This window comes from Pseudomonas arsenicoxydans, assembly GCF_900103875.1.
GTDB classification, from domain to species: Bacteria; Pseudomonadota; Gammaproteobacteria; order Pseudomonadales; family Pseudomonadaceae; genus Aquipseudomonas; species Aquipseudomonas arsenicoxydans.
This window is the reverse complement of sequence record NZ_LT629705.1, coordinates 2,512,516-2,528,695: the sequence shown is the minus strand read 5'-3', so window position 1 is coordinate 2,528,695 and position 16,180 is coordinate 2,512,516. Positions and strand designations below refer to the sequence as shown.

The 16,180-nt window shown below is 59.6% G+C and carries 17 protein-coding genes and 1 pseudogene; 11 read left to right on the top strand and 7 right to left on the bottom strand.

Annotated features, from left to right (window positions below; all coding sequences use genetic code 11):
* The first annotated feature begins 124 nt into the window (after positions 1-124).
* From BLQ41_RS11710 to BLQ41_RS11695, 4 genes are read left to right on the top strand one after another with little or no spacing between them, the layout of a single operon-like run.
* Positions 125-430, top strand: coding sequence for a BufA1 family periplasmic bufferin-type metallophore (locus BLQ41_RS11710; protein ID WP_090180932.1), 306 nt, complete (start codon positions 125-127; stop codon positions 428-430).
* A gap of 25 nt (positions 431-455) precedes the next feature.
* On the top strand, positions 456-1,310 hold the full coding sequence (bufB, locus tag BLQ41_RS11705) for an MNIO family bufferin maturase (protein ID WP_090180929.1): 855 nt from the start codon (positions 456-458) through the stop codon (positions 1,308-1,310).
* On the top strand, positions 1,307-2,068 hold the full coding sequence (locus BLQ41_RS11700; RefSeq protein WP_090180926.1) for an HvfC/BufC N-terminal domain-containing protein: 762 nt from the start codon (positions 1,307-1,309) through the stop codon (positions 2,066-2,068). The genes bufB and BLQ41_RS11700 overlap by 4 nt, the downstream gene beginning before the upstream one ends.
* A complete protein-coding gene (locus tag BLQ41_RS11695) occupies positions 2,065-2,556 on the top strand; it encodes a DoxX family protein (protein ID WP_090180923.1) in 492 nt (163 codons plus the stop codon). The genes BLQ41_RS11700 and BLQ41_RS11695 overlap by 4 nt, the downstream gene beginning before the upstream one ends.
* On the opposite strand, the gene BLQ41_RS11690 is transcribed toward BLQ41_RS11695, so the two are convergent.
* Positions 2,547-3,461 (bottom strand): LysR family transcriptional regulator, encoded by a 915-nt coding sequence (locus BLQ41_RS11690; RefSeq protein ID WP_090180921.1) that lies wholly within the window; start codon positions 3,459-3,461, stop codon positions 2,547-2,549. The two genes, BLQ41_RS11695 and BLQ41_RS11690, sit on opposite strands and share 10 nt — an antisense overlap.
* Positions 3,462-3,566: 105 nt before the next feature.
* On the opposite strand from BLQ41_RS11690, the gene BLQ41_RS11685 reads away from it, so the two are divergent.
* A complete protein-coding gene (locus BLQ41_RS11685; RefSeq protein ID WP_090180918.1) occupies positions 3,567-4,166 on the top strand; it encodes a short chain dehydrogenase in 600 nt (199 codons plus the stop codon).
* 17 nt (positions 4,167-4,183) lie between these two features.
* Here the strand turns inward: BLQ41_RS11685 and BLQ41_RS11680 are convergent, their stop codons facing one another.
* On the bottom strand, positions 4,184-5,284 hold the full coding sequence (locus BLQ41_RS11680) for an acyltransferase family protein (RefSeq protein WP_090180916.1): 1,101 nt from the start codon (positions 5,282-5,284) through the stop codon (positions 4,184-4,186).
* 134 nt (positions 5,285-5,418) lie between these two features.
* On the opposite strand from BLQ41_RS11680, the gene BLQ41_RS11675 reads away from it, so the two are divergent.
* Together BLQ41_RS11675 and BLQ41_RS11670 are read left to right on the top strand one after the other, a co-directional pair.
* A complete protein-coding gene (locus BLQ41_RS11675) occupies positions 5,419-6,072 on the top strand; it encodes a COG3650 family protein (RefSeq protein WP_090180913.1) in 654 nt (217 codons plus the stop codon).
* Positions 6,073-6,167: 95 nt separating this feature from the next.
* Entirely contained in the window at positions 6,168-7,781 is a 1,614-nt protein-coding gene (locus BLQ41_RS11670) for an NAD(P)/FAD-dependent oxidoreductase (protein ID WP_090180911.1), read from the top strand.
* A 122-nt stretch (positions 7,782-7,903) separates the two neighbouring features.
* Here BLQ41_RS11670 and BLQ41_RS11660 read toward each other — a convergent pair whose 3' ends face one another.
* Complete coding sequence (locus tag BLQ41_RS11660; protein WP_197678945.1) at positions 7,904-9,001, bottom strand: PLP-dependent cysteine synthase family protein; 1,098 nt, start codon at positions 8,999-9,001, stop codon at positions 7,904-7,906.
* Between the two features lie 235 nt (positions 9,002-9,236).
* Here BLQ41_RS11660 and nhaA point away from each other — a divergent pair, with 235 nt between their 5' ends.
* The 3 genes and pseudogenes from nhaA (at position 9,237) to BLQ41_RS11645 (ending at position 12,026) form a co-directional block, all read left to right on the top strand.
* The gene (gene nhaA, locus BLQ41_RS11655; protein ID WP_090180907.1) at positions 9,237-10,424 is read left to right on the top strand and encodes a Na+/H+ antiporter NhaA; all 1,188 of its coding nucleotides are present in this window, start codon (positions 9,237-9,239) and stop codon (positions 10,422-10,424) included.
* Positions 10,425-10,546: 122 nt separating this feature from the next.
* Positions 10,547-11,764: pseudogene (locus BLQ41_RS11650) on the top strand (S-type pyocin domain-containing protein).
* A gap of 7 nt (positions 11,765-11,771) precedes the next feature.
* Positions 11,772-12,026: a colicin E3-like toxin immunity protein gene (locus tag BLQ41_RS11645; protein WP_090180905.1), complete on the top strand. Its 255-nt coding sequence runs from the start codon at positions 11,772-11,774 to the stop codon at positions 12,024-12,026.
* A gap of 79 nt (positions 12,027-12,105) precedes the next feature.
* On the opposite strand, the gene BLQ41_RS11640 is transcribed toward BLQ41_RS11645, so the two are convergent.
* The gene (locus BLQ41_RS11640; protein ID WP_090180903.1) at positions 12,106-12,570 is read right to left on the bottom strand and encodes an outer membrane lipoprotein; all 465 of its coding nucleotides are present in this window, start codon (positions 12,568-12,570) and stop codon (positions 12,106-12,108) included.
* A gap of 166 nt (positions 12,571-12,736) precedes the next feature.
* Here BLQ41_RS11640 and BLQ41_RS11635 point away from each other — a divergent pair, with 166 nt between their 5' ends.
* Positions 12,737-12,973 (top strand): hypothetical protein, encoded by a 237-nt coding sequence (locus BLQ41_RS11635; protein ID WP_090180901.1) that lies wholly within the window; start codon positions 12,737-12,739, stop codon positions 12,971-12,973.
* 5 nt (positions 12,974-12,978) lie between these two features.
* Here the strand turns inward: BLQ41_RS11635 and pdxH are convergent, their stop codons facing one another.
* From pdxH to BLQ41_RS11620, 3 genes are all read right to left on the bottom strand, one after another.
* Positions 12,979-13,626: a pyridoxamine 5'-phosphate oxidase gene (gene pdxH, locus BLQ41_RS11630; protein ID WP_090180899.1), complete on the bottom strand. Its 648-nt coding sequence runs from the start codon at positions 13,624-13,626 to the stop codon at positions 12,979-12,981.
* 24 nt (positions 13,627-13,650) lie between these two features.
* The gene (locus BLQ41_RS11625) at positions 13,651-14,763 is read right to left on the bottom strand and encodes an OmpA family protein (RefSeq protein WP_090180896.1); all 1,113 of its coding nucleotides are present in this window, start codon (positions 14,761-14,763) and stop codon (positions 13,651-13,653) included.
* 114 nt (positions 14,764-14,877) lie between these two features.
* Entirely contained in the window at positions 14,878-16,023 is a 1,146-nt protein-coding gene (locus BLQ41_RS11620; RefSeq protein WP_090180893.1) for a serine hydrolase domain-containing protein, read from the bottom strand.
* Positions 16,024-16,180 lie beyond the last annotated feature (157 nt).

Genomic DNA, 16,180 nt, shown 5'->3' with positions numbered 1-16,180 from the left:
GGGTTGTTTTGAGGTTCTCAAATAAAATTTCGCCCTGGGCTGTAACGCATCGCGATGCCCCTCCTCTAGTGAGGCAAGCAAGCACAAACGCTTGCCAACCCAAGCTCACTTTCGGAGAAACATCATGACTGCTACCACCCGCACCCTGTCCGCTACCGCCCTGGTTCTGGCCCTCGGTTCCGCGCTGAGCATGGCCGCCGTCTCCACAGCCCAAGCCGCAGCCGGCGATATGGAAAAATGCTTCGGTGTTTCCCTCAAAGGCAAAAACGATTGCGCCGCCGGTGCCGGCACCACGTGCGCTGGCACCTCGAAAACCGACTACCAGAGCAACGCCTGGAAACTGGTCCCTAAAGGCACCTGCACCACCACCGAAAGCATGACCTCGTCGACCGGTTTCGGTCAGACCGAAGCGTTCAAAGCCAAGGCCTGATCCGTTCCCAGCCTGAGTGTCGACCATGAACAATTTACCGTTCGAGCTTCCGCCTCGCGCCGGGCTGGGGCTCAAGACCGAGCACTTTCGTGAAGTGTTCGGCTCACAACCGAACATCGGTTTCTTCGAGGTACACGCCGAAAACTACATGGTGGCCGGCGGTCCTTTTCATCATTACCTGGGATTGATCCGCGAGCAGTATCCGCTGTCGTTGCATGGCGTTGGCTTGTCCATCGGTGCCGAAGGTCCGCTGGACACCCAGCACCTGCAACGCCTGGCCTGGCTGATTGAGCGTTATCAACCCCACGCCTTTTCCGAACACCTGGCCTGGTCCAGCCACGGCCCGGTGTTTCTCAATGACCTGTTGCCATTGGCCTATGACACGCCGACGCTGAACCGCGTCTGCGAACACATCGATCAGGTGCAAACCACGCTCAAACGCCGGATGTTGCTGGAGAATCCGGCGACGTATCTAGCGTTCGAGCGCTCGACGATCGATGAAGCCGACTTCATCCGCGAAGTCATCAACCGCACGGGCTGCGGACTGCTGCTGGACGTGAACAACGTCTACGTCTCGAGCATTAATCATCAACGCGATCCTCTGGCCTATATCGACGCCCTGCCCCTTCACGCCGTGGGCGAGCTTCATCTGGCTGGGTTTGCCGAAGACACCGACAACCTCGGTGACCGTCTGCTGATCGATGATCACGGTGCGCCCATCGATAACGCCGTGTGGGCGTTATACCGGCAGGTGCTGGAGCGAGTCGGCCCGATGGCGACGTTGATCGAGCGTGACAATCAACTACCGGCCTTCAACGTGCTGCACGCCGAAGCGCGTCAGGCCGACAGGCTGTTGCAGTGCGCCGAGGTCCGGTCATGAGCCACCAAGCCGATTTCGCTGCCGCCCTGCTCGATTCGCAACGCCCCTGCCCTGACGGATTGATCAGCGCCAATGGCGCCGATCCGGCCAGCCGTTTCGCGGTGTATCGCAACAATGTGCAGAGCTCGTTGATCAATGCGCTGGCCGACAGTTACCCCGTGGTCCAGCAGTTGGTGGGCGACGAGTTCTTCCGGGCCATGGCCGGGATTCATGTGCAAAACAGCCCGCCGACGAGCCCGTTGATGAGCGGCTATGGCCACGATCTGGCGACGTTCATCGAAGGCTTTGCGCCTGCCGCCAGCGTGCCGTATCTGGCCGACATCGCCCGATTGGAGCGCCTGCGCGTCATGGCTTATCACGCTGCCGATGCGCAACCCCTGAGCCCTGAACGGATCGCCGCCGCACTCGCCGACCCGCAAGGCCTGAGCGAGTTCACCGTCACACTTCATCCCTCATTGCACCTGTTGAATTCAGCCTTCGCCGTGGTCGCGATCTGGGCTGCGCATCAACAGCAAGCAACGCTGGCAGGGATTGATCTGAATCTCGGACAACACGCGCTGGTGTTGCGCAACGGCCTGGAAGTCGAAGTCTTCGCCATCGACCAAGGTGCGAGTGCGTTCATTCAGCACCTGCAAAACGGCCAGTCACTGATGCGGGCACTGCAAGCCGCCCCGACTTTCGACCTTGGCCAGACCCTGGCGCTGCTGATCAGCCGCAACGCCATCACCCACTTACACAAAAACAAGGTATCGCCATGAACATTCGGACTGAATCACTGAACCCCATCGACCGCGCCATCGCATTGCTGGAAAAGATTCCTCGCAGCCTGATCGCCTTTATCGCGCGCTTCTCTATTGCCGCGGTGTTTTGGAAATCCGGGCAAACCAAGGTCGAAGGCTTGGCCATCGACCTGTTCGACGGCTCCTTTCACCTGGGTGTTCCCCGTCTGGCGGACTCGACCATCCCGCTATTCCAGAGCGAATACCACGTGCCGTTGCTGACCCCGGAACTGGCGGCGCACCTGGCAGCCTTTGCCGAGCATTTCTTCCCGATCCTGATCCTGATCGGCTTCGCCACCCGGTTTTCAGCCTTGGCATTGCTGGGCATGACCCTGACCATTCAACTGTTCGTGTACCCCGATGCTTACCCGACTCATGGCACTTGGGCGGCGGTGTTGCTGTACCTGATGACAACCGGGCCGGGCAAACTGTCGATCGATCACCTGATCGCCAAGCGTTATCGCTGAAGCCGATCCAGTGCCTCGCCGCTGCGCTTGAACCAGTCGATCAAGTAATCCGCCAGCACTTGCGTACGTTTCGGCAGGCCACCCTGATAGGCGTGCACCAGGTACATCGGCATGCTCCGGGTCTGATAATCGCGCAGGAGCCAGCGCAATCGACCGTCCGCCAATTCCGCTTGCAACAGGTAAGACGGCAACCGCGCAATGCCGGCGCCCGCCAGCGCGGCTTTTTTCAACAGACTGTAGTGATTGCTGGCGAACGGGCCGGAAACCCGCACTCGCATCAACTCGTGTTGCTGGTGGTAAAGCCATTCTTCGCGACCGCTGTAATGGCTGTTGAGCAGGCAACGATGGTCGGCCAATGCCTGTGGCGTCTGCGGTTCGCCGAAATGTGCGAGGTAGGCCGGGCTGGCACAGGTCATCTCGTGCCAGGCCAATAACGGACGTGCCACCAGGCGGTCGTCGTTGTTCACATCGGAGCGGATCGCCAGGTCAAAACCGTCGCGGGATAAATCCCGGTAGCTGTTGCTCAGATCCAGCTCGATCTGCACCTCGGGGTATTGGCCGGAAAACTCCAGCAGCAGCCCATCGAAGAAGGTTTCGCCCAGTGAAACCGGAACAGTCATGCGCACCGGTCCCGCCATGTCGTCCTTCAACCGCGCCAGTGCCTGACGTGCCTTCTCGACCTGAACCACCAATGCCTGAGCCTGAGGCAACAACGCCGCACCCGCCGCGGTCAGGCTCAAGCGGCGCGTGGTGCGTTGCAGCAGAACCACGGAAAAGCGCGTTTCCAGCAAGCTGATGCGCTTGGACAGCTGCCCTTTGCTGCAACCCAATTGTTGCGCCGCCAGGGTAAAACTCCCAGCTTCGATCAACACTGCAAACGCCGCCAGATCATCCATCTCGCTCATGGATTGTTTCCATTTGAAAACCAAAGGTTGCCTATTAGTGCGCTTATCAATGGAAAAAACCACTCTAGACTTCAACCTCGTTCAACCACTTCGAGGAACAGCACGATGAAAATTCTTTTGATAGGCGCAGGCGGCACCATCGGTTCGGCTGTCGACAAGGAATTGTCCCAGCGTCACGAAGTCATCCGCATCGGCCGTAAGAGCGGTGATTTTCAGGTTGATATCAGCGACAGCGCATCGATCCGCAAGCTGTTCGAAAAAACCGGAAAATTCGATGCCCTGGTCTGCGCCGCCGGCAATGTCACCTTCGCGCCACTGGATGAAATGACCGAAGAAAGCTTCGCGCTGGGCCTGAAAGACAAGCTGATGGGCCAGGTCAACCTGCTGCTGATCGGCCGCGAATTCGCCAATGACGGCGCCTCGTTCACGTTCACCACCGGCGTGCTCAGCCACGACCCGATTCGCAGCGGCGCCTCGGCTGCACTGGTTAATGGCGCGCTGGACAGCTTCGTGCGAGCGGCGGCCATCGAACTGCCTCGGGGTCTGCGAGTGAACTCGATCAGCCCGACCGTGCTGGTCGAAGCAATGGGCAGTTATGCGCCGTACTTCCGGGGCTACAAGGCGGTTCCTGCGGTGGATGTGGCATTGGCCTACGCCAAAAGTGTGGAAGGCCTGCAAACAGGTCAGACCTTTCACGTGGGCTGAGCGTCCTTTCTGACGCGTTACTGACGAGCGATTACACCGCTCGTCAGGCGCCCACCTTCGAACTGCCGCAGCCATTGTTGCATCGGTCGTTCGAACCAGCGATGGCACATCAGGCTGACACTGATCAGCACCGCAAAGTACAACAGCAACGTCCACGGCTGATAGAACACTGCTCGCCCCGGGAAGAATTTATCCGCCAGCAGCGCGGCGATGATTTGCAGCGGGAAGTGCAGCAAATAGGAGGCGTAACTGATATCGCCCAGCCACGCCAGGCGTCTTGCGACCGGTTCAAGGAGTTGATGACACGCCGCGATGGCCATGATCGTCAGCGGAAACAGCAGCGCAAACTTGATCAACGGCTGAGTTGCATCAAACAGCCACCAACCCACCACACACCCCATCGTTAAACCTATCCCTACCCATCGTGCGGGCGCGCGTTGCAGCAGCGCTTCCACCCACATATAGCCAACGCCACCACAGAAAAAACTGAGTACTCCAAGGCTGATTTTGTACTGCGCAGGAAAGACGTAAGCGGCTATAGCGATCAACAAAACGCTGATCAGCGTCGGAAAAGGTGAATAACGCCACAGCAGGAAAAACGCCGCATAGAGCAGCACCTCAACAGAGATCGACCAGGCCGGACCGTTGAATGACCAACCGTGCTCCAAACCCCACGCAGGGGCGAGAAAAACGTTCAACACGCCGTGATAGAGATCGTTGTACGGATAAACAAAAGCGTTTCCCGCATACCGTGTGTAGACCATCTGCAACAGCGCAACAGCGGCAAAGGTTGCCAGGTGCAATGGATAAATACGGCTGAAACGCTCGATGAAAAATTGTTTTCCCGTCAGCTCCCGCCGCGCCACCGCTTGACCGAACAACCAGAAAAAGATGAACCCCGACAGGCTGAAAAACAGCGCGACCGCATCGCCACCGTGTTGATAAAACAATGAGAACACGCTGTAGAAAGGTTGCTGTGCGGTTTGCAGCAACCCCGGCAACGCCCCTTGAAAAAAGAAGTGCTGCCAGTGCCAGAACACCACCGCCAACGCCGCGATACCGCGCAGTGCATCCAATGCGTACAGCCGTTTGGGGAAAACAGAGAGGTGATGTTTCATGCCGTAGTGGGCCCGATCCTGGACAAATGCGCCACTATGCTGGGACGCACCTGGCAACTCAATCCCCTGTACACAAGCCTTGTGATCGCAAGCTCGCCTGCGTAACGTGGCGGCACTTGTCTGGAGAACCGAAGATGCGTGTCGCCCGTTCCTTAGTCCTTGTCGCCCTGCTGCCGTTGTTTGCCGCCTGCCAATTGTTTGATGGCTCGCGTGAAAGTGCCTCCCACGTGGGCCAGACCCGCCTGCAGGGGCAGCTGACGGCGGCGGATGGCAAGCTGCTGTTCCAGCCATGCAATGAACAACGCAGTCTGGTGGTCAACGACACTGGCGGCACTAGCATCCTGCAAGAGGCCGCAAGCCTGGCCGATGATCAAGGCAAGCTGTTCGCCGACGTGCGTGGCCGGATTGACGGTAGTCGCTTCGATCTGGAACAGCTGTACCGCGTCGAGCGCTCGGGCACCGCGTGCGACGACCCCAATTTCAAACTGCTGATCCTGCGCGCCTCCGGCCACACGCCCGAGTGGAACGTCAAGGTCAGCGGCAAGGGCATGGTCATCGACCGCGCAGGCCAACCTCCACTCGCCGTGCCTTATGTTGAAGAACAACTGGGCGATGGCCGTTTCAACCTCAGCACCGAAGCCAATAACCAGCACATCGAATTGTGGGTCGCGCCGCAACGCTGCGTCGACAGCACCACCGGCGCCATCGAGCACATGAGCGCCGAACTGCGCATCAATGGCCAGGTGCAGCGCGGCTGCGGGTATTTCGGCGGATCGCGTAACGACTGATCGTTTTAGCCTCACTGGAATCATCCTTTGAGGCTTATAATCGCGGGCTTCAAACGCCTTGGCGCAGTTGTGCGCCCCGCGAACCGGATCCTGTCATGTTACGAATCACCGAACTCAAGCTGCCGATCGACCATCCCGATGAAGACCTGCGCCCTGCCATCGTGCAGCGCCTGGGCATCGCCAATGATGACCTGCTCGATTTCACCTTGTTCAAGCGCAGCTACGATGCGCGTAAAAAATCCTCCGAACTGTGCTTCATCTACACCATCGACCTCACCGCCAAGGATGAGGCCGCGCTGCTGCACAAGTTCGCCGATGACCGTAACGTCAACGTAGCGCCGGATGTCAGCTACAAAGTCGTCGGCCAGGCGCCAGCCGATCTGCAACAACGCCCGGTCGTCGTCGGCTTCGGGCCCTGCGGGATTTTCGCCGGCCTGATCCTTGCGCAAATGGGCTTCAAGCCAATCATCCTCGAACGCGGCACCGAAGTGCGCCAGCGCACCAAGGACACCTGGGGCCTGTGGCGCAAAAGCGTGCTCAACCCGGAGTCCAACGTACAATTTGGTGAAGGCGGCGCGGGGACGTTCTCCGACGGCAAGCTCTACAGCCAGATCAAGGACCCGAAATTCATCGGTCGCAAGGTCCTGCACGAGTTCGTCAAGGCCGGTGCGCCGGAAGAAATCCTTTACGTCAGCAAGCCGCACATCGGTACATTCCGCCTGACCGGCGTTGTGGAAAACATGCGTGAGCAGATTCGCGCCCTGGGCGGCGAAGTGCGCTTCCAGCAGCGCGTCACCGACGTGTTGATCGAGGACGGCCAACTGGTCGGCGTCGAGCTTGATGGCGGCGAGCAGATTCACTCCAGGCACGTGATTCTGGCCCTCGGTCACAGCGCTCGGGACACGTTCCGCATGCTGCATGGCCGTGGCGTGTACATGGAAGCCAAGCCGTTCTCGGTGGGCTTCCGCATCGAACACCCGCAATCGCTGATCGACCGCGCCCGTCTGGGCAAGTACGCCGGTCACCCGAAACTCGGCGCTGCCGACTACAAACTGGTGCACCACGCCAAAAACGGTCGTTCGGTCTACAGCTTCTGCATGTGCCCGGGCGGCACCGTGGTCGCGGCGACTTCAGAGCCGGGTCGTGTAGTCACCAACGGCATGAGCCAGTACTCGCGCAACGAGCGCAACGCCAACTCCGGGATCGTCGTCGGGATCACCCCGGAAGTCGACTATCCGGGCGGCCCGCTGGCCGGCATCGAGTTGCAGGAACGCCTGGAATCCCACGCTTATGTGCTGGGCGGCAGCAATTACCAAGCGCCGGCGCAACTGGTCGGCGACTTTATTGCGGGCAAGCCTTCCACCGAGTTGGGCAGTGTCGAACCTTCCTACAAACCCGGGGTTGCCCTGGGTGATCTGGCGCTGGCCTTGCCGGCGTTTGCCATCGAAGCCATTCGCGAAGCGTTGCCGGCCTTCGAAAAGCAGATTCGCGGTTATTCGCTGCATGACGCGGTGTTGACCGGGATCGAGACGCGTACCTCGTCTCCGCTGCGCATCACCCGCAACGAATCGATGCAGAGCCTGAACGTGAAGGGCTTGTTCCCGGCGGGTGAAGGCGCAGGTTATGCAGGCGGGATTCTGTCGGCGGGTGTCGACGGGATTCGGATTGCTGAAGCGGTTGCCCGGGATATTCTCGGCCTGGAAGCCTGACCCCGAGATGATCGTTCCCACGCTCTGCGTGGGAATGCAGCCAGGGGCGCTCCGCGTCCCAAAAGCGGACGCAGAGCGTCCGGTGAGGCATTCCCACGCGGAGCGTGGGAACGATCATTGGGTCAGATATTGGCGCGCAGTACGGTGTCCGGCAGAGGCTCCCCGCGCTCGACCGTCGCCGCCACCGCATCCATCAACCCACTCAACTCATACCCCTGAGCCTTGAGCCAGTCCTGATCGTAGTAACTGGTTTCATAACGCTCGCCGCCGTCACACAGAATCGCCACGATCGACCCCGACTCCCCCGCCGCCACCATCTGTTGCGCCGCCATCAAGGCGCCGATCAGGTTGGTGCCGCTCGACCCGCCAACCCGACGACCCAAACGCTGCGCCAGGTAATGCATGGCCGCCAGTGACAACGCGTCCGGCACCTTGACCATCGCATCGATCACCTTGGGCAGGAACGACGCTTCGACCCGAGGCCGGCCAATGCCTTCGATCCGCGAGCCGTGATCCAGCCGCAGCGTGGCATCGCCGGTCTGGTAGTAATCGAAGAACACCGAACGCTCGGCATCGGCGCACAGCACGCGGGTGCAATGCTGGCGATAACGCACGTAGCGCCCCAGCGTGGCGGTGGTGCCGCCAGTGCCGGGGCTGGAAATCAGCCAGCTCGGCTCGGGGTGCTGCTCGAAGCGCATTTGCTGGAAGATCGACTCGGCGATGTTGTTGTTCGCGCGCCAGTCGGTGGCGCGTTCGGCGTAGGTGAACTGATCGACGAAATGGCCGTCATGTTCACGCGCCAGGCGCTCGGACTCGGCGTAGATCTGCGTCGGATCATCAACCAGGTGACTCTTGCCGCCATAGAAAGCGATCTGCGCGATTTTCTCCTTGGAGGTGGTCGCCGGCATCACGGCAATGAACGGCAAGCCCAGCAACCGGGCGAAGTACGCCTCGGAAATCGCCGTCGAACCACTGGACGCTTCGATTACCGGCGCGCCGGGTTTCAGCCAGCCGTTACACAACGCATAAAGAAACAACGAGCGAGCCAGGCGATGTTTGAGGCTACCGGTGGGATGGCTGGATTCATCCTTGAAATACAACTCGATGCCCGGCAAGCCCGGCAGAGGCAGGGGAATCAGGTGCGTGTCGGCGCTGCGCTGGAAATCGGCTTCAATGATCCGGATGGCTTCGCGGGCCCACTGGCGGTTGTCGTTCATGATGGTTTTCTCGTCAAGTCGGCCTTGTTGCAAGGCTCAGCCAATAAGCTTAGGAAAAATCCCACAGCACGCACAGATACAGCTGAGACCCAATACGTCCGGCAACTGCTAGGCTCAGGTCCATCACTCCCTTGACGTTGTAACGACATATAACAAAAAAGAATATAACTTTTGTTTTAACAACTAACGGTACGGGTTAGGGTGTGCCACCTTTTGAATTCATCGATGGAGAGCGACCTTGCCTCTGCGTAGCACTTTCACGCGTTTCTTTCAGTTGGAAGCTGCCAGCGGTCTGTTACTGATCGCCGCCGCAGCCCTGGCTTTGATCATCAACAATTCCCCGCTGTCGTGGCTTTACAGCAGCTTTCTGGACACGCCGGTCGTGGCTCAGGTCGGCGCGCTGCAAATCGCCAAACCAGCGCTGCTGTGGATCAACGACGGCCTGATGGCCTTGTTCTTCCTTCTAATCGGTCTGGAAGTGAAGCGCGAAGTCCTCGACGGTCAGTTGTCGAAACCTTCGCAAATCGTCCTGCCCGGCGCGGCAGCGATTGGCGGCATGGTGGTGCCAGCTTTGCTTTACTGGTTTCTCAACCGTGACAATCCTGCCGCCCTGAGTGGCTGGGCCATCCCGATGGCCACCGATATCGCCTTTGCCCTTGGCGTCCTCGCCCTGCTGGGCAAGCGCGTGCCGGTATCGCTGAAACTGTTCCTGATGACGCTGGCGATCATCGACGACCTCGGCGCGATCATCGTCATTGCGATCTTCTATTCCGGCGCGCTCTCGACCCTTTCACTGTCGTTGGCCGCGGCGTGCATCGTGGCATTGATCGCGATGAACCGGCTCGGGGTGGTCAAGCTCGGACCGTACATGATCATCGGTTTGATCCTCTGGGTCTGCGTGCTCAAGAGCGGTGTCCACGCGACACTGGCCGGCGTGACTCTTGCGTTCTGCATTCCATTGCGCACGAAAAACGCCGAGCCGTCGCCGCTGCTAACCCTCGAGCACGCCCTGCATCCATGGGTGGCCTACGGCATCCTGCCGTTGTTCGCCTTCGCCAACGCCGGCCTGTCCCTGAGCGGCTTGACCGCAGAGAGTTTCACCCACCATGTGCCGATGGGCATCGCAGTTGGCCTGCTATTGGGCAAGACGCTGGGTGTGTTCGGCCTGACCTGGCTGGCGGTGAAAATCGGCATCGCCGCCTTGCCCCAAGGCGCCAATTGGGGCCACGTGCTGGGTGTGGCGATCCTTTGCGGGATCGGTTTCACCATGAGCCTGTTTGTCGGCTCCCTGGCGTTTGAGCCGGGCGTCAGCGAGTACGCCGGGATGGACCGGATGGGAATTTTGACCGGTTCGATTCTGGCTGCCTTGATCGGTTATGCGGTAACGGCGGCGGCAAGTCGCAAGCGCACCGCACTGCAATCCTGAGCGTTAGAGAACACTCTTAACGACATTCAGGATTCGTCCTACAGCCACGATTAGCCTCGTTCGTTAACGTCGCACAGCCCCTTTTCCAGAGGGCTGTCGACGTACGAACGCAAGGAAGATCAGTGGCTGGCAACAAGGAAGTCCCCAGGGTTCAAAACCCACCGTCCGGCGACGGACATCACGTCACTCACCGCTTCATGACGGCCACCGAACTGGCCAAGCGGGAGGCCCGACAGAACGCTTACGACGCCATGCTCAAGAGGCAAGATGCCTTCGAGCGCAGTCGCGGGGGCTCCCAGAAAAAGGCTGAATCCGTTCGCGCGGGCTGCGTCTTCGCCAAGTCCTGCAATCTGCCGGACGCCATCATCGACTACTAGAATCCTTCGGGCATGGTGCCCACCGACAGCCTCAAGGATTACGGCGAAGTCGCCTGGCTCGGCGCTCGCGATGCAGACGATGCCGGGCTGCTGAACCTCGAAACCATCAGCGGCAGCACCCTCTCGCTCGGCATTGGCCGACTTGCACTAAGCGCCCCGGCTCTCTCTGTTCCGATCGCCGCAATTGGCGCCGCTGGAACTGCCGCATTGGCCACTGTGGTCGCGTTGTTCTGGACGCCTAGCCTGGGCGATAGCGCGCTCTACACCGAAGATCAATTGCGCGCCCTGAAACAGGCCAGAACCCGCGTTCGTCTGCAGGTCGAGCAACAGACTGACGGCCGTCTCAAGGGTTACGCGTTTTACACCGGCAAGAACCGCGATTGGGAAATGGTTGATGTTGTGCAGTTCACATTGCGCGGCAGTCAGCAGGTGGCGGATCTGGGGGACGGGGTTGAGCTGATCTGGACACCGGCTGTGGATGCTTCGGACATCCTCGGGATTCCAGCGTTGGAGGCTGCACCACAAGCGCCGCATATCTGGGTGTATCCGCCGACGAAACAGGCTGACAGCATCATCGTCGATCCGGTTTATCCGCCTGAGTACAAGGATTTCATCCTTGTGTTTCCGGCGAATTCGGGGGTGAAGCCGGTTTACATTGTGGTTAGCGTACGCCGCAACGGTACTGCCGAAGCAGGCCACACCTATCACCCGGCTCCCGAAACCGAGGACATAACCGCATTTCCCGGACTAAGGAGAGTAAAAAAGAAAACCCCATACAAGGGAGGCCTCCGGGATCGCTGGATAGACGCAAAAGGCAGAACAATCTACGAGTGGGATTTTCTGCATGGTGAGCTTGAGGCGTATCGCTCAAGTGATGGCAGCCACCTAGGTTCATTCGACCATAAAACGGGTGAGCGACTAGATCCCCCCAAGAAAAATCGCAGTATCAAAAAATACTTATGAGGACGTTATGGGCTTAAAAATAAGACTTGAATGGTATGACAAACAAACTGAGATGGGCCAAGGGGAGGAGTTATCCGCAGATTTTGGTGATGATGGATCCTTGATTGAAGCATTGGGTCTGCCGATAGAAAATAACATTAACAACGGTGGATTTAACGTTACCCCCGATTGGGTCAGTACACTTCAACCTCACTTCAGACATGTCATTCGATTGCCCCTCTACGACTACCAAATATCGTTCGTCTACCGTGACAATTGGTGACTGAAGATATTGGCGGCCATGACACAAAAAACCCCGACCAGTCACCTGATCGGGGTTTTCTTTTACCTTTCGTTCGCGCTTAGTGCGAAACGCGGCTAGTCCCATTAACAGTGGCGATCCGCACACGCTCACCCACACGGAACACTTCGTTTGGCTGAACTTCCTGGACGTAGGCGCGCATGCTGCCATCGTCTTCGCGAACGGTGATTTCGACGCCTTGAGTACGAGTCAGGCCTTCTTCAGCAGCCGAGCCCGCAAGGCCGCCAGCGACGGCGCCGATGACTGCAGCGACGATGCTGCCTTTGCCGCCGCCAATAGCACTGCCGCCAACACCACCCACCACAGCGCCCGCAGCGCCGCCGATTGGGGTCTTGGTGCCTTCGATTTTGACCGGACGCAGCGATTCGATGGTGCCCATGCGAACGGTCTGTACACGACGCGCTTCGTCACGGGAGTAGGAGTCACCGGTCAGGCTCGATTGGCAGCCGGTAAGCAACATCGCCATCGTGGAAAAGGAAGCAACCAGCAGAACAGACTTACGCATAGCATCAACTCCAAAGGACAGGTGTTCATTAAACTCCGCAGCTTGACGCGTGTCACGGCATCGCCCGGATAAAATTGTTTTCATTCAGGCCCGGTACAGGCGCTTCGAAACTCACCACACAGTAGCGGGATATTCAAAAACCTGCGCCACTGACCCTGGGATTCTCATGGATTATTTCATCATTTTCATCACCACGGCCGCCGGATTGTACTTTCACTGGTGGCTTTATGTGCGGATCAAACGCTGGATGGACCGCGATCTGGCGTTGGCCCTGGCGGGTAAAGACGAAAAGAAAAAAGCATTCATGCTCCAGCAACTGAAGAACGCGCATGCACAGAAAATAAAGCGACGGGACCTGCCACAGTGGCTTGAAGCCGCTGCGGCAGGCTATTGCGATCGGTAGACTGTTTAAGGCGCCAGACGTTCAAGCGTCCAGTGGGTGCCTTGCAAGCGATAGTTGAGGCGATCGTGCAGGCGGCTCGGACGACCCTGCCAGAACTCGATGCGCTCGGGTAGCAAGCGATAACCGCCCCAGTGTTCCGGGCAGTGTGGCTGAGTGTCACTGAAACGTTGTTCGGTGGTCTTGAGCAGCGCTTCAAGCTCGGCACGGTCGGCGATCACCCGGCTCTGAGGCGAAGCCCAGGCACCGAGGCGACTGCCCAGCGGCCGGACCTGGAAATAGGCGTCGGACTCTTCAGGGGTGACCTTCACGACCCGCCCTTCGATGCGCACCTGACGCTCCAGGGTTGGCCAGAAAAAAGTCATGGCGGCGAACGGGTTCGCCGCCAGATGCTGGCCCTTGGCGCTGTCGTAGTTGGTGAAGAAGGTAAAGCCCTCCTCGTCCAGCCCCTTGAGCAGCAGAATGCGGCAATGCGGTCGACCGTCCTGATCGACCGTGGCCAGCGTCATGGCGTTGGCCTCCACCGGCGGTTGCTCGGTTTTCACCGCGTCGCCAAACCACTGATGGAACAGCCCGAACGGCTCGGCCGGGGCTTGCGCCTCGGTCAGGCCATCACGGGTGTAGTCGCGACGCATATCAGCCAGGCCCTGTGTCATGGCGCATTCCTTTTAGTTAACGAATCACTTTTTGTCAGCATCGGCGGCAACGACTTTCTTGTCAGCTGCTGCGGCTTTGGCGGGAGCCGTTTTTTTCGCCGGTGTCGCGGTTTTAGCCGGTGCTTTCTTGGCGGTGGCTTTCTTGGCCGGCGCTTTTTTCGCCGCAGGCACAGCAGCCTTCTTCGCCGCTGGCGCAGGAGTGACCGGCGCAGCCACTGGCTGGATGGTCTTGGATGCGACCATTGTCACAGGCGCTGGCGCCGGCATGTTGTACTTGCTCAGCAGCGCGACCATGGTGTTTTGCGGCGTTACCAGCATTTCCACACGACGGTTCAGTGCACGACCTTCATTGCTGTCGTTGGCGGCACGCGGAGCTTCACCGCCCATACCACGCAACATCAGACGATCACGCTGCAGGCCGCTGAGGCGGAAGATCGCGGCCACGGCTTGTGCCCGTTCCTGGCTCAGTTTGACGTTGGCTGGCGCGGCACCCGAGGTATCGCTGTGACCGAGCACCAGCACGGCTGTTTTCGGATCGGCTTCAAGGATTTTCGCGACACGGGTGAACGGGCCGAGGGTCACCGGCAGCAGCATGGCCGGGCGATCCGGGTTGAACGAGCCTTCAACTGGCGCGGTGACGACCAACACATTTTCACGGCGCTCGAGTTGGAGGTTGCTGTCCTTGATGGCCTCGCGCAGGCGCGGCTCGTAATCGTCGAGCCAGGCCTGGGTGACTTTAGGGTCCGGCATCGGCACGACTTTGGCGGCAGGTTGGTCTTTGCCGCCGAACGGCCACCACCATTTGCCACCCGCATCGGCTTGAGCCTTGGCGACTTCGACAGGCTTGGCTTCAGGTTTTACTTCTGGCTTGGCAGGGGTTTTGGCCGCCGCGTCATCAGAGCCGAACGGCCAGTACCAAGGGCTTGCGCTCTCTGTTTTGGCAACAGGTGCCGTGGCGGCTGGTTTCAGGGGTACCGGCGCTGGAGCTGGAGCTGGGGCGGCAGGATCTTTTGCGGCGACTTTGTCGGACGAACCGAACGGCCACCAGCTGCTGCCATCCGAATCATTTTTTGGGGTCTGGGCACAACCAGTGATAGCGAAGCACAGGGCCAAGGCGAGGGTTTTATTGGATGACATTGGATATCCGCAAAATAAAGTAATGAAAAAATCTGACCGGATCGGCCCGCATAAACAGACGCTTTGAAACTGAAAAGGCTTTCAGGTTCCGATACTGGAACCCTTGAGCGGGATTTACAGACAAGTGGCCAGTACTCGCACAAGTTTCTGCGCTCGCGGATCCATCAAGACGTACGGCCCTAAGGTATTGGTCACAAAACCGAAGGCAACATCATGTTCCGGGTCAGCGAAACCGATGGAGCCGCCAGCGCCCGGATGGCCGAATGCCCGTGGGCCGAGGCCATAGGTTGCATTCGGGACATCCGGTTGATCGAGCATGCAACCCAGGCCGAAACGGGTCCGGGTCAATAAAGTCTTGTCTTCGCCAAGGCTGTGTTCGCGAGTCAGCTCATCGAGCATTTCGCTTTCCAGCAGGCTGCCGTCCAGCAGACCGGCGTAGAACCCGGCCAGGCTGCGGGCATTGCCGTGGCCATTAGCGGCGGGTTGTTGCATGCGCCGCCACTCGGGTTTGTTGGTGCTGGTCATGATCGACGGCGGATTGGTGAAGGCCCGGGTCGTCATGGCCGTCGGTTCGCGCATGGTCACTTGCAGCAGGCGCTGGGCCGCGGCATCGCCGACGTTGCCCTTGCCACGGGCGATGTGCGCCACGCGATGGAATTCTTCATCGGCCAGGCCGACATGAAAATCCAGCCCCAACGGCTTCGCGACCCGCGCCACGATCGACTCGCCCGGCCCGCGACCGTCGACACGGCGCAACAACTCGCCCACCAGCCAGCCGTAAGTGATGGCCGCATAGCCGTGGCCTTCGCCCGGCGTCCACCACGGTTCTTCGGCGGCCAGGGCGTCGACCATGGTGTGCCAGTCGTAAAGCGCTTCGGGTGCCAGCAACTCGCGCAACGCCGGCAGGCCGGCCTGATGGCAGAGCAATTGTCGCAGGGTCACGGCCCCTTTGCCGGCAGCGGCGAATTCGGGCCAGTAACGCGCAACCGGGGCGTCCAGTTGCAGCTTGCCTTCGGCCACCAATTGCAGCGCGGTGACGGCGGTGAAGGTTTTGGTGCAGGAGAACAGGTTGGCGATGGTGTCGCTGTGCCAAGCCTCCAGGCCATCCTTGTCGGCGGTCCCGGACCAGAGATCAAGGACGGTTTCGCCACCAACCTTGATGCACAGCGCCGCACCACGTTCCTGAGGATCGTCGAACAGCGCCGCAAAAGCTTCGCGCACCGCTTCGAACTGGAGTTCGTAATGACCCTGAATCTGCACCCGCAACGCTCCTGGATTTACGCTCTACAAAGTGGTCCGCATTGTTCCAGCCCTTGAGGGTTTTGGGAACAGGGTCGGGCTGGGCGGTCGGTTGCCCATGGATTGGATCAAACATTCATGTTGCCTGTCAGGCCGCCATCGCGGGCAAGCCCGCGAA